This is a genomic window from Peptostreptococcus anaerobius 653-L (genome assembly GCF_000178095.1).
In the GTDB taxonomy this organism is placed as follows: Bacteria; Bacillota; Clostridia; order Peptostreptococcales; family Peptostreptococcaceae; genus Peptostreptococcus; species Peptostreptococcus anaerobius.
In genome coordinates, this window is the sequence record NZ_ADJN01000036.1 from 20,998 (window position 1) to 35,252 (window position 14,255).

11 protein-coding genes are annotated in these 14,255 nt (G+C 36.3%); all 11 read right to left on the reverse strand.

Features of this window, described 5'->3' with window-relative positions; all coding sequences use genetic code 11:
• Window positions 1–34: 34 nt before the first annotated feature.
• The 11 genes from tpiA to HMPREF0631_RS03930 all read right to left on the reverse strand — a co-directional run bounded on the left by tpiA (window position 35) and on the right by HMPREF0631_RS03930 (window position 14,129).
• On the reverse strand, window positions 35–775 hold the full coding sequence (gene tpiA, locus HMPREF0631_RS03880; RefSeq protein ID WP_002843590.1) for a triose-phosphate isomerase: 741 nt from the start codon (window positions 773–775) through the stop codon (window positions 35–37).
• A gap of 156 nt (window positions 776–931) precedes the next feature.
• A complete protein-coding gene (locus HMPREF0631_RS03885) occupies window positions 932–2,131 on the reverse strand; it encodes a phosphoglycerate kinase (RefSeq protein WP_002843585.1) in 1,200 nt (399 codons plus the stop codon).
• A gap of 222 nt (window positions 2,132–2,353) precedes the next feature.
• Complete coding sequence (gene gap, locus HMPREF0631_RS03890) at window positions 2,354–3,361, reverse strand: type I glyceraldehyde-3-phosphate dehydrogenase (protein WP_002843571.1); 1,008 nt, start codon at window positions 3,359–3,361, stop codon at window positions 2,354–2,356.
• Window positions 3,362–3,395: 34 nt separating this feature from the next.
• The gene (locus HMPREF0631_RS03895; protein ID WP_002843591.1) at window positions 3,396–4,424 is read right to left on the reverse strand and encodes a sugar-binding transcriptional regulator; all 1,029 of its coding nucleotides are present in this window, start codon (window positions 4,422–4,424) and stop codon (window positions 3,396–3,398) included.
• Between the two features lie 624 nt (window positions 4,425–5,048).
• Complete coding sequence (gene rpoN, locus HMPREF0631_RS03900; protein ID WP_002843600.1) at window positions 5,049–6,389, reverse strand: RNA polymerase factor sigma-54; 1,341 nt, start codon at window positions 6,387–6,389, stop codon at window positions 5,049–5,051.
• 246 nt (window positions 6,390–6,635) lie between these two features.
• Window positions 6,636–8,111, reverse strand: coding sequence for a cell wall-binding repeat-containing protein (locus HMPREF0631_RS03905; protein ID WP_002843559.1), 1,476 nt, complete (start codon window positions 8,109–8,111; stop codon window positions 6,636–6,638).
• A 127-nt stretch (window positions 8,112–8,238) separates the two neighbouring features.
• A complete protein-coding gene (locus HMPREF0631_RS03910) occupies window positions 8,239–9,003 on the reverse strand; it encodes an ABC transporter ATP-binding protein (protein ID WP_002843601.1) in 765 nt (254 codons plus the stop codon).
• The gene (locus tag HMPREF0631_RS03915) at window positions 8,993–10,057 is read right to left on the reverse strand and encodes a FecCD family ABC transporter permease (RefSeq protein WP_002843566.1); all 1,065 of its coding nucleotides are present in this window, start codon (window positions 10,055–10,057) and stop codon (window positions 8,993–8,995) included. The genes HMPREF0631_RS03910 and HMPREF0631_RS03915 overlap by 11 nt, the downstream gene beginning before the upstream one ends.
• A complete protein-coding gene (gene isdE / locus HMPREF0631_RS03920; protein WP_002843570.1) occupies window positions 10,057–10,977 on the reverse strand; it encodes a heme ABC transporter substrate-binding protein IsdE in 921 nt (306 codons plus the stop codon). The genes HMPREF0631_RS03915 and isdE overlap by 1 nt, the downstream gene beginning before the upstream one ends.
• A complete protein-coding gene (locus HMPREF0631_RS03925; protein ID WP_002843598.1) occupies window positions 10,970–12,067 on the reverse strand; it encodes a heme-binding Shp domain-containing protein in 1,098 nt (365 codons plus the stop codon). The genes isdE and HMPREF0631_RS03925 overlap by 8 nt, the downstream gene beginning before the upstream one ends.
• Window positions 12,054–14,129, reverse strand: coding sequence for an NEAT domain-containing protein (locus HMPREF0631_RS03930; protein ID WP_242821660.1), 2,076 nt, complete (start codon window positions 14,127–14,129; stop codon window positions 12,054–12,056). The genes HMPREF0631_RS03925 and HMPREF0631_RS03930 overlap by 14 nt, the downstream gene beginning before the upstream one ends.
• Window positions 14,130–14,255 lie beyond the last annotated feature (126 nt).

A 14,255-nucleotide genomic window follows, 5' to 3' on the forward strand; every position in this document is an offset into this window, starting at 1 on the left:
ATATTTTCACTAAACGTTAGAAACTATAGTAGTATTAGAACTTTAATAGTCCTAGATAGTCATCAGCCTTCAATGAAGCTCCACCTACTAGGGCGCCGTCTATATCAGTCTGTCCCATTATTTCAGCTACATTGGCTGGCTTTACAGATCCACCATACTGGATTCTCACCTTGTCAGCAAGATCAGCATATAGGTCCCTTACAACATTTCTTATGTAGGCGATTACTTCGTTTGCCTGCTCAGCTGTTGCAGTCTTACCTGTACCTATTGCCCAGATTGGTTCATAAGCTATTACTACCTTTTCAAGGTCTTCAGCTTTTACATCCTTTAGACCCTTTACTATCTGTCCCTTTACCTTGTCCATTGTAGAGTTTGATTCTCTTTCTTCAAGAGTCTCTCCACAACAAAGTATTGGATTTATACCCACTTCTATAGCTTTTAGAACCTTTTTGTTGCAAGTTTCATCAGTTTCATTGTAGTACTCTCTTCTCTCTGAATGTCCGATTATTACATAATCTATTCCAAGTTCTACAAGGTTGGCAGGAGCCACTTCACCTGTGAATGCACCAGATTCTTCAAAATGCATATTCTGAGCACCTATCTTTATATTAGTTCCCTTAGTTGCTTCTTTTAGGTCCTTTAGTAATGTAAATGGTGCACATATCAATACTTCTGCATCACCTTCAGTCTTACTCTTTACTGCTTCTATAAATTCAAGACCTTCCTTTATAGTCTTGTTCATCTTCCAGTTTCCAGCTATTATTGGCTTTCTCATTTTTATCTCCTTTTTATATGTGGCAGGCTAGACAGGCTAGCCCACCTTTATACACTTATTGTTCTATGATATTATCTCTACAAGATTATGTATATAGCATTATCCCTATAATATTATATCTATAGTTATATTGCTGAATTTACTAAATACTATCTATTACTTGTTGTCAAGTGCTGCTATACCAGGTAGTTCCTTACCTTCTAGGAATTCTAGAGATGCTCCACCACCTGTTGATATATGGCTCATCTTATCTCCAAATCCCATCTGGTTTACAGCAGCTGCTGAATCTCCACCACCTATTATTGTAGTAGCATCTATTTCAGCCATAGCCTCTGCTATTGCCTTTGTACCATTTGCAAAGTTTTCGAATTCGAATACACCCATTGGTCCATTCCATACTATAGTCTTTGCAGATTTTACAGCATCTACAAATAATTCTCTAGTCTTTAGTCCTATATCTAGACCCATTGAGTCTGCTGGTATATCTCTGCCTTCAGTAAACTGTGGCTTAGCATCTTCTGCAAACTTGTCAGCATATACTACATCTACTGGAAGAAGTAGCTTTACACCCTTTTCTTCTGCCTTCTTGATCATGTCAAGTGCATATTCTATCTTGTCATCTTCTACTAGTGATGTACCTATTTCGTGACCCATAGCCTTGAAGAATGTGTATGACATACCACCGCCTATTATTAGTGTATCAACCTTTTCTAATAGGTTGTTGATTACACCAAGCTTTGAAGAAACCTTAGCACCACCAAGGATAGCTAGGAATGGTCTTTCAGGATTTTCTACTGCTGATCCTAAGAAGTCTAATTCCTTCTGGATTAGGTAACCGCATACTCTTTCTTCTAGGAATTCACCAACACCTACTGTTGAGCAGTGGGCTCTATGGGCTGTACCAAATGCATCATTAACAAATACATCAGCAAGTGAAGCTAGTTCTCTTGAGAAGTTTTCTTCGTTCTTAGTCTCCTCAGCCCTGTATCTAGTGTTCTGTAATAGTACTATATCAGAGTCTTCCATAGCAGCTACTGCAGCCTTAGCATTGTTACCAACTACATTATCATCAGCAGCAAATACTACTATCTTGCCTAACATTTCTGATAATCTCTTAGCTACTGGTGCTAATGAAAGTTCTGGCTTGGCCTCTCCCTTTGGCTTACCAAGGTGTGAGCAAAGTATTACCTTAGCTCCGTTATCTACAAGATACTTTATAGTTGGTAGGGCACCAACAAGTCTATTTTCATCAGTTATCTTTCCATCTTTAAGAGGAACATTAAAGTCACATCTCACTAGGCACTTTCTGCCCTTTACCTGAATGTCTTCAATTGATTTTTTGTTTAGCATTGTCATAACAAATCTCCTTTTAAATTAATATTATATTTAAGTCTCTAATCTGAATATTTCCGCTATTACTATTATATCATAAGCGGGATGTTTTCAGACCATCTTGTGTATTATATCGATTTTTTTTATACTTATTTTCAAAAAAGAGGCTTATATAATATAAGCCTCTTTTGATAAATCTCTCGCCTTCGTGGCCTAATAAATATTTATTTAAACAAGATTCTTTTATTATTTAGTTGTGCTTCCTACTAGTCCTAATGTTCTTACTAACTGAGAAGTGTAAGACATTTCGTTGTCATACCAAGCAACAGTCTTAACTAACTGCTTACCTGCAACATCCATTACCTTAGTAAGTGTAGCATCAAATAATGAACCGTAGCTGATACCTACTATATCAGTTGATACTAATTCTTCTTCAGTGTATCCAAATGATTCATTAGCAGCAGCCTTCATAGCAGCATTGATTTCTTCTACTGATGTGTTCTTTTCAAGTACACATACTAATTCAGTTATTGAACCTGTTGGTACTGGAACTCTCTGTGCAGCTCCGTCAAGCTTACCTGCAAGTTCTGGTATTACTAGTCCTATAGCCTTTGCAGCACCTGTTGTGTTAGGTATTATGTTTGCAGCAGCTGTTCTAGCTCTTCTTAAGTCACCCTTCTTATGAGGGCCATCTAGAGTATTCTGGTCATTTGTATACGCATGGATAGTTGTCATTAAACCTTCAACGATACCGAACTTGTCGTTAAGTACCTTAGCCATTGGTGCAAGACAGTTTGTAGTACAAGAAGCACCTGAAACTACTGTTTCGCTTCCGTCTATTATATCAGAGTTTACATTGTAAACTATTGTCTTAACGTCACCAGTTGCTGGAGCAGATATAAGAACCTTCTTAGCACCTGCCTTTATATGAGCCTCAGCCTTTTCCTTAGAAGTGAATAGACCAGTACATTCAAGAACTATGTCTACACCCATTTCTCCCCAAGGTAGGTTTTCTGGGTTTCTTTCAGATATAACAAGTATCTCCTGTCCATTAACTACGAAAGCACCTTCTTCTTCAACTACTTCACCATTGAATCTACCCTGTGAAGAGTCATACTTTAGTAAGTGAGCTAGCATATGTGAGTCTGTTAAATCATTTATAGCAACTATCTGGAACTTTTCTGGCTGTTCCATCATTTTTCTTAATGCTAATCTACCTATTCTACCAAATCCATTAATCGCAACTTTAACCATTTCATTACCTCCAAAATTTTCTTTATCAATATAGTTAATTGTTTATTTTATTTAAAATTTCCTTTGCACTGTCTTCATCAGTTATCAGTGTTAGATTCTTATTCAGCTTATATAAAGCCATGAAAGCATCCACTTTTTCAATGCCTGAAAATACTGCTATAGGATATTTTGAATTCTTATACATATTCATATCTATTCCGACTGTGTTGAGTTTCATCACTATGTTACCGTCCTTGTCGAAATAATGTCCAAAGGCTTCACCAATCGCTCCCTTATTAAGTAATTGATTGATGTCATCTTCACTTGTACCCCTTCTTCTTGCCATCAAGTCTGCACATCCAAAACTAAATACCATTTTGTCGGCTTCCCTTAGATGCTGGCTAGTAACCATTATGTCTGGAATAGACATTATGACTTCTTTTGCCTCACCTTCAAGCTCATCAGGAACATATAGAAATTCCACCTTTGAGTTTAGTTTCTTAGCTAGGACTGCAGCTACCGAGTTAGCCTGAATATCTATGTCGGAGCCCACACTTCCTCGTGTTGGAAGAACTGTCACATCTTTAAATGAATATTCTTCCTTAATGCTCGTTGCAAGTTCCCTCATAGTACTACCACCTGAGATGGCTACTATATCGTCACTTGCTAGTGTAGATATCAAGTACTTGGCTGCCAATTCAGCTACGCCTTTTATTATGATACTTCTGTCTTCATTGACATTTTTAGATATAGCTACATGCTTGATTCCCAGTAAGTCTCTCAACTTTATCTCAAGATCGGATATTCCCATTACCTCACCCATGACTAGCTCTAGACTTTCAAGTACTTCCTTACCTTCTTCTGTAAGTGTCATTCCTGAAACTGATATGTCAATCATTTTTTGAGATTTTAGGAAGTCAACCTCTGTCCTAGTTGTCCTCTCACTCAGGTTAAGCACATTTGCCAACATTCTTCTACCAATGGGTTGACTGATAGCTATCTGTCTAAGAACTGCATATCTTTTTTCCATCAACTCAATCGCTTGGGGTATAATCTTTTTTTGAACTTCGATTATATTTTTCATATTGCCTCCTTGGATTTCCTACTTGGAAATCTTAATCGGTAATCATCTTAAAGATCAGGTTGATTTGCGTCCCACGTTTACTTATCACGTCCCACAACATTATTATATAATAGCGGGACGCAAAAATCAACACTTATTTTATTTTTTATATATTTTTTTATTTCTATCTCCTTATATTTAACTTAATACACTTAAAAAACCAGTTTAATCAGTACTTTCAAGATTTATATTATCTAATAAATCACAAAAAATAAAGGGACATATATTGACCCTACCTCGTTAATATCCCTTTTTTAGACAGATTAATATCCCTTGTTTGGACAAATTGAGGCCTCTAGTTTAGACAAGTTAGGCCACTTATTTGGACAAATTATACCTCTTGTTTGGACAAAAAAGAACCCACACCAATTTTATGATGTGAGTCTTATATCATCTGGAATTATATTTATTATTTCATCACCTATAAAGGTTTCTATTTCAGCTACAAATTTTATAAAATCGTCCTTATTTCTTTCCAATTTTTAATTTATATCCAGCAATTCACTAGGGGTGGAATTTACAATTTTCGAAAAAAACAAGTGAATCCGACTCCTAATTAGTATGTGCCATGTCCCATTTTATAAACTATATATTTTTTCTTTTTGAAGAACTTAGGTAACCTAGCTCTTCCCTGTATTTTGATACAGTCCTTCTGGCTATATCAAAGCCCTTTTCCTTAAGCATACCCTCTATCTTTGAATCACTTAAAGGTTTACGCTTGTCCTCACCATCTATTATCGTCTTTATCTCATCTTTTACAGTATCCGTAGATATATCCTCACCATCCCTAGACTCGTAAGCACCTGTAAAGAACCTCTTTAGTTCAAACAGCCCCTTGTTTGTCAGCATATATTTGTCGTTTACCCCTCTTGAGATTGTAGATATGTGTAAATCAAGCTTGTCTGCAATATCAGCCTGAGTCATAGGCTTTAGCCTTCCATTATTCTTAAAATAATCATATTGGAACTCTATTATAGCATTGGAAATAGATACTATTGTATTACCTCTTTCTTCAATATCATTTATCATACTCTTAGCTGAATTCAACTTCTCTTTTATGTATTTTTTTACTTCCTCATCATCACTTGTCAAAAGAAGATCCTTGTAATACTGGTTTATAGATAAACTTATGTTACGTTCTTTAAATGACTTTACCATAGGCTCTCCATCCTGGTACTCCACAATTACATCAGGAAAGGCATACACTATATTTGTTCTAGCGTATTTTTGAGCTGGTCTAGGATCCAAAGACCTAATAATATTGATATATTCCATGACCTCATCCCTAGTAAATTTGTAACGAGATGACAGATAAGATATATTTGAGTTAGCTATTAAGTTTAGGTCATTTAGGACCATTTGCTCCAACTGCTTGTCGAATATATACCTATCCCTCAACTGAAGAATAATGCACTCCTGAAGGTTTCTAGCACCTATACCTGCTGGCTCTAAACTGTGTATCATTTTTATAGCAGACAGTACAATTGACTTGTCTACACCAAATTTGTTAGCTAGATCCTCCTCTTTTTCTCTTAGGTATCCATCATCATCTAGGCTATCTACCAAATAGTGACATATTTTCCTCTTTGACTCATCCATTTTAATAATATTTATTTGTCCATGCAAACTATCATATAGACTGTCATAGTCTGTAGTCATATTCTCAAAATCATAGTCTGAGTCATCTTGATAGGCAGATTCATTCCTATCGTAACTAATAGACCCTCTTTCGTTTTTAAAGTATTTCTCCCAGTCGATTGTATCTTTCTTTATTTCAACATCTAAGACAGGATTTGAAAGAGAAAAATTCTCTAATTCCTCTTCCAGCTCTTGTCTACCCATGTTAAGTATCTTAAGTGATTGCACCAAATTATTGGATATATTGAGTTTCAATGTTTGCGTTTGTTGAATTTTATTTGAAATCATTTTTACCTCCCTAATATCCCTGACTACCTTTTATCATTATAACCCATTTACCAAATAATTTGTTATACAATTTTGTCCTAATAATCATAAATAGTATACCAAATAAATAATCCCCTTGTAAATCAATACACAGGGGACTACTTAAGAACTATTGTACAGCATAAATTCTTTTAATGTGACTATTTATATACTATTAATTATTATATAAATAATAGTATAGCGCATAGCCTACAAAATATAGAATTTTTACTTATATATATTTTTAACTACTGAATCTGAAACACTAGTCTGACCACCAACTAATATTAATTTCTCTATCTGGTTGGCCTTTACAAATGCGTTAAGTTCAGGATTTGAATTTACCCCATCTACAAGTACAATTGGGCTATTCATATTTGAAGTAGCAACACCAGCTGCTAGGGCATCGGCTGCTATCTTTCCATTTGCCACCATAAGTGACTTGGCTTCTGGATAAGCAACCTTAGCTACTGCTACTGATGTAGCATATCTACTCTTACCTGCTATTCTTACAGATTCTTTTGCCTTTACAGATGACTTCACTGAATCACTAACAGAGTTTGTTCCGCCTACTACAGTAAGTCTTGCAAGTGACCAAGAATCTAGGGCCTTTAGTGTATCTGCTGGTATATTGTTGGCTTCAGCAAGAACTATTGGAGTAGTATCCTTTACAGCTAGTGATGATACTGCTAGGGCATCTGCTGACTGCTTACCATTTACAAGAATTGCCTGGTCTTTGTTTGTAGACTTTTCCCTAACTTTCTGGGCGATTGCTAAAGATGTAGAATATCTGTTGCTTCCTGCAATTCTCTCTACCTTTAGACCCATAGCTACTAGCTTTGCTTCTACCTGAGGTGATACAGACCCATTTCCACCTGCTATAATTACATTCTTAGCGCCTAGTCTCTTGATTTCATTTTCAGCCTCAGTCTTTAACACATTAGCTTCTGTAAGTAGGATTGGAGCCTTGTTAAGTGCTGCTAGTGGTGCTGCTGCAAGGGCATCTGCTTCTTTTCTACCATTTGCAAGTACAACTGTGTCAGCTGACTGGTAAGTACTTTCGCTTATTTTTGCAGCAGTAGCAAATCTATTGCTACCAGATATTCTACTTACCTGGGCATTTGTACTTGGCTTTTCTTCACCTACTTTTTTAGCCTTTGAGTAGTCAAGTTTTATTATTGCCTTCTGAGTTCCTGCTCCCTTTTTGATCTTGTCATATGATCTTGCTCCATCTGATGCAATAGCATCCATAGCATCAACTTCAACATTTATATATATTGAATCTTCCTTCTGAGCATTTCTCTCTATCTTAATTATGCTTGGGAAGTCTCTATCCTTACCATCTAGTCCCTTGTCTTTTACCATCTTTTCTACTATAGCTGGCTTAGTAGAACTATCAAAACCTGATTCATATACGTTCATGCCCCATAGGTGACCAAACATTCCCATAAAGCTAAGACCCTTTACTTGTATGTATATAGTAGACTTTCCATCTTTTTCAATAACCTTGGCATTTCCAACAATAGCCTTGTTACCCATGGATTTCTTATCTTCATTTGCATGCTTTAGGTAAACAGGCACGCTATATTCTACAGCTGCATTTGCAACTTCATCTGCGCTTATATTACCTGCAAAACCAGCCACACTAGTAGCTGAAGCCACTGCCATTGTAGCACACATAATTGTCTTAAAATTCTTATTCATAGTTCTACCTCCCAATTTTGTTAACTATACATTAATATTTTAAATTCTTTTATATGTAAATACATACTGTATTTATAATCAATTAACTTTGTCCTCAATATTGCTTGATATCTGTCAAGATTAATTTCTAAACATTCATTATTACTTTTTCACCATCAAGGTCAATAATTTTCAGGTGTACACCATACAAGTCCTCTATTACTTTTTCTGTTATAACCTCTTTGGCATCCCCCTTTACAAGGACCTTACCATTTTTTAAACCTATAATTTCATCTGAATAGTACATTGCTTGGTTGATATCATGTAGGACCATTATAATGGTAATACCTAGGTCCCTATTTAAGTTTCTTATCAACTTTAGGGTCTCCAACTGGTACTTGATATCAAGGTATGTTGTAGGTTCATCCAAAAATAATATCTTAGTACCCTGAGCCAGAGCCATAGCTATCCAAACTCTCTGCTTTTGACCACCTGATAGCGAGTTTACTGTCCTATCCTTAACGGGTCCAAGGTCTGTAACATCCATTGCCCAATCTATCATTTTTTCATCATCTTCAGACTTAGCCTTCATCATCACCTGGTATGGAGTACGTCCGTAACTGACCAACTGTCTTACTGTTATATCATTGGCAACCTTGTTGTACTGGTGGACTATAGCCACCTTTTTTGCAAACTCCCTATTGGTCATAGAATCTATCCTTCTATAGCCAAGGGTCACTTCCCCTATCTTGGGCTCTAGGTTTTTGGTCATCAAATAAAATAAAGTAGACTTACCACAACCATTTGGTCCAAGTATGGTTGTAATCTTGCCATCTGATATCTTAAATGATATATCATCTAGGATTAGGGGCGAATTTTTCGAATATGAAAAACTTAAGTTCTTAACTTCCAAAACTATCTCCCCCTCTTCTAAGTAATAGTATAAAGAATGGACCACCTACTACAGCACATATAATTGCTGCAGGTATTTCATATGGGGCAAACATAGCCCTACCTACTGTATCGGATAGTAAGAGCATAACTGCACCCAAGAGCATTGTATATGGTAGTTTAACCTTGTGGTCACTACCAACCAATAACTTGGCTATATGAGGGACAATAAGCCCCAAAAAGCCTATTACACCAACTGTGGCTGTAGATATACTTACTATAACTATTGCCACAATCGCAACTATAAATCTATCCCTATCGACATTCACACCAAGACCCCTTGCAGTTTTATCTTCAAGAGATAGGATATTGCACTTTTTAGCAAGCAGAAATGCAACTATAAGTCCTATCAAGACATACCAGAATAGGAGATTTACATCTGCCCATGTTTTCTGGGCTATATTGCCCTCTACTATAGATTGGACTCTAGACAGGCTCGCCCCCTTGCCAACTGAAGCCTTACAAAATTCAGACAGGCCTGAAAAAGTCATATTAAGGGCAACACCCACAAGTATCAATTTCACTGGGTTGGCTCCACCATCCCAAGCTAGAAGGTATATCAACAAGTAAGCAGCAAGTCCTCCAAGAACAGCAAAAAAAGGTATTGAAAAATACATAGCTGGGAAGAATGAACTTATTATCACTGCAACAAAGGATGCTGCTGATGATATACCGATTATACCTGGGTCTGTCAGAGGATTTTTCATCACTGACTGCAAAAGGGCTCCAGATGTTGATATAGCAGCCCCTGCTAACATAGCTATTATTACTCTAGGAAATCTTAGGTCCCAAATTGTAGCAACATCAGGATTTCTCTTTACAAAAAGACCTGACATCAGCTTAGAAAAACTTATATCTATGCTACCTGTTCTAATAGCTATAAAAAACAATAGTATCAATAAAACAGAAGTTGTTAAAAACACCACTGTCTTTTTCCTTGTATTTACAGCATAACCTCTTGTATCCTTGTCTAATATCTTTCTAAGTAATCCATTTTTAAAATTAGACCACTCCACTATTTATCACCCCCATAAAAAATTTTGTCTAGGTCTTCAAGGGCATCAGGGTAGTTAAACTTGGCAGACATACCAAACTTCTTGTAGTCTAAGTCATATACCCTATCTTTTTTGACAGCCTCAAAGTGCGACCATATGTCATTTGTTTTAAATTCATCCAAAAACATCTTCATGACTTCTTGAGGCATGGCATGAGCGGTTCTCAATATAAGGTCAGGGTTTTTCTTCAACATATCCTCTGTAGATATATTTATAAACTGGTCTGTATCTGATTCAAATACATTTTGACCTCCTGCAAGTTCTACCAGTGATCCTACATATGATTGATTTGTTGCAACTACATAGGATCCCGGCAATCCCATAAGAACTAAAACTTTTAATTTCTTCTTGTCCTTGTGACGCTCCTTGTATTCCTTCATAAAATCTTCGTATTCTTTTACCATCTTCTCAGCCTCTGACTGCCTATTAAGAACTACACCAAGGTCAGATATGGACTTGTACATACCTGGTATATTGTTTAGGTTTAAGAAACCATACCTAAGTCCAGCATTCTTATATTTAGGTTGTAGGTCACTCACGAGGCTGACCGGGCTAAATACCCAGTCTGGATTTAATCCCTTTACAATCTCCATGTCCGGTGACATAGCCATACCCACTTTGGTAGCTGAATCATATCTCTTGGGCAATTTGGAGATTTTACTGTCTGGCACCCCAACCAAATCAACATCTAGCCCATCCATGATCTCCACTGTAGCAGGAGATGTAGCTATTATCCTTGGATTATCTATCTGAGGTATCTGGCTAAGAGACTCTATCTGGCCATCCTTGCCACCAGGATGCTGGTCAACACAGGCAGTAAATACGATACTAAGTAGTGAAACAAGGCCTACTAGGACCAATTTTTTACCTAGTCTAGTCATCTATACCACCACCGATCATATCAGAATTACTAGACACTAGAATCTCTTCTAATTCCATGTTTTTTCTTTTCTTGTACTTATATAAGACAGCTATTCCTATAGCCCCCAACATAACAATTGTAAGCAATATAGCTATCATGACTATAATAATTGTAAATAATGCCCTTGTAAAAGGTCCCCATGGTGTTTTTTCATCCTTTTGAGATGTACCAACAAGTGTCTGCGAATCATCGAAATCTTTGTTGGTAAGCAAACCATGCTTATAACCTAGGTCTGCTTGATTTATCCTTTCTTTCTCGTCTCCTGAGCTTGGAGGCCCAACTGGTTTACCAAGACTCTTGTTTGATGATTTTAGACCAGAGACTGTCTTATTAGATCTATCCCCTATTTTTTTATTATTGTCATGTGACTTTTTGTGTGACTTATTATTTTCTGACCTGGCTTTAGAATTAGCACTAGTTGAGCTTGTATTACTCTTAGAACCACTATTCCTTGTGGCAGCCTGTACGCTAGAACTAGTTGGAGCACTCACTTCCTTTGTATGCTCGTTTACCCTATCTTCATTCTTTACAGGCTTGTCTGTTTTTACACTTACCTTGAATCCATTACCGCCACCTTCTTGTAAGTCATCAAAGTCCACAAAAAATATAACTGCCCTTCCCATAGGCTCTACAAAAAAGCTTGATTTAACAACACAATCAGCAGATGGAATCTCAAATCTGAAATCTCCTGTAGTACCACCATTTGATATTTCTTTTACAGGTACTTGGGAAAAACCACTATCCCCCCTATTTTGAACCCACATGACAACATCTTTAATATTGTCCCTAAGGTTATACCTGACTGTTGCATATAACTTACCGTCATCATCTTTTTCTATCAAGGCGACCCCATATACAACATTGTTTACCATACCTTCACCTATGCCTGGATTATTGCCTGGATCTTCAATTACATGGGTAACTGGATGGTCGTAATAACCTCTAGCAACAGCAGTATATACTTCACCAGCTTTGGCATTGGTTGTAAATGCAATAAATACCATGACAAGGGCAAGTAGTATAGTATTAAATTTTCTATTTATTTTCATCTCTACCTCCCTGTAGACTGTCCAACCAAGAGCCAATTACCGTGTCTTTTTTAAATATATTTTTTGATAACTCACTGTCTAACTTTTTACTTAACTTTATTTCATAAATAAGCTTCTTGGCTACTTTTATATATGAATAAGCAGAACCAGCTAATATACTTATAATTATTAACAAGGAATAAAATATAACCTTTGGATTTTCTTTGGCTTCAAATTTTTGTTTTTTGATATCTGTACTATTCTCTTCTTTAGGTTCATCCTCACTTGTAGATTGATCAAAATTAGTCGATTCATTTATCAGTCCTTTACTTGGATCACTAGTTGATGTTGATTCACTATTGGATGATTTAGAACCAGAACTAGTTTCACTATTGTTTTTTTTACTTTTTGCTTTATTGCCAGATGAATGACTTTTATTTGAATTCTTCCTATCAGAAAAACCACTTCTATTGTTTGAAGATCTAGCGCCAGTACTTGCACTACTTTTCTTGTTAAGACCTGGAAATTTATCCCTAGTACTAGCCCTATTTGGACCACCATCAGAAGACACAATAGCCACTTGACCAAGCTTGTTCAAATTAAGATTTGAATATCCATTGCTAGTCTTTATACTTACATCAGACATGTCCGACACATAAACAGCCTTTGGATTTTTGATGTTAGATGGCAGTTTAAGCTTTATTTCTATCGGCTTGGATGGCTTTTGAGGAACCCCATAATCATTCTCAACCTTAAAATTATATATTACAAAACTAGAAGATCTACCAAACGTCTTCATGACCTTTGTATAGTCGTTGCCCCCAGTTACTGTATCTACCTTAAACTTTATATTGTCCTTGAAGCAACCTGGCTTGGCTACTAGCTCAAATATATCAGTCTTCTTTATAATAGTTTCATTTGGATTGAATTTCTTTCTAGGAGTACCCGTCTTCATCAGATTGTATAGTAAGGCATCTTTTTGATCAATCTTCTTTAGACTAGACCAATCAAACTTAAACCTAGCTCCTACAGGTATCTCTCCCATAGGCTTTACCTTTGGGTCTACCTTTACATATATCATTGGGTCTTTTCTACTTATATCAAAGCTAAACACCCTAGGTCTCTTATCCTGCTCGTTTGGTATCACTAGGTCAAAAGCATGGGGTTCAGCAAACCTATAATAGGCATTATCATCTCGTATTTGTAAGGATACCAATGATGCTATTATCCCCTGTACTTCCATCTTATCGCTACCTATCAGCATTGTATATTTACCATTCTTGGCTACTATATTGGCAGTGTGGACCATAGCTCCGTTACCCATAGAAGGCTTATCTTCTCTTTCATGGTGAAGATTTACTACAAGAGAATATAATCCATCCTCCAACTTTAAGTCTTCTCCTTTTTCAAGTTGAGGAAGGTTTCTTTTGTCTTTTGGTGAATATATACTGTCTGTATCATCTTGTTCTGAAGGACCATTGTTAACTGGAGGACTAGGTGCGCTTGAATCTAAACCATCAAATGAGTCAGAACCAACTTTTGCAGACTTGTCCCAAGCAACCCTAAGTTTGGCTTCCTGTTGACCGCCACCATTGCCTCCCGAAACCTCTTCCATAACCGGAACATAAACGGCTACAGGTATATCTTGTTCTCCTACGTTTACTTCAAACTCAAGATCTTTTGGATATTTCTTGCCCTTCATTCTCTTATCTTTACCTGTAGAAGGATTGTTATATACATCTATGTCATCGTAATGACTTAATTCTTTAACTTTTTGCCCCTTTACATAAAACTCACCCAAAAAACCTCTATAGCCCATAAAATCAAGAGCAACAAACCTTAGTTTCATAGTTGCTTTTCCATTTTTCACAGAAAGTATTCCATATTGTGTCATAGCTGGATTACCCATTGATTTTCTGTCTTCATATTTATGTATAAGGGATATAGGCACCTTATAATTCCCATCTTTCATAGTCTCTGCCCTACTTGTTGAAACAAATAAATTCGACCATAATACAGATACTATCAATAGACTAACCAGTATAAATCTATTAATAATTTTAATATCTCTTTTTACAAACATAATCTTCACCCTTATTTCCCCATAATTTATATATACGTACTCACTATTATCCATGATTCTGTATTGATTAAAATTCTCAGTATCATTTTATTCCCAATATTAGTTTAACATAATAGATAGGTATTA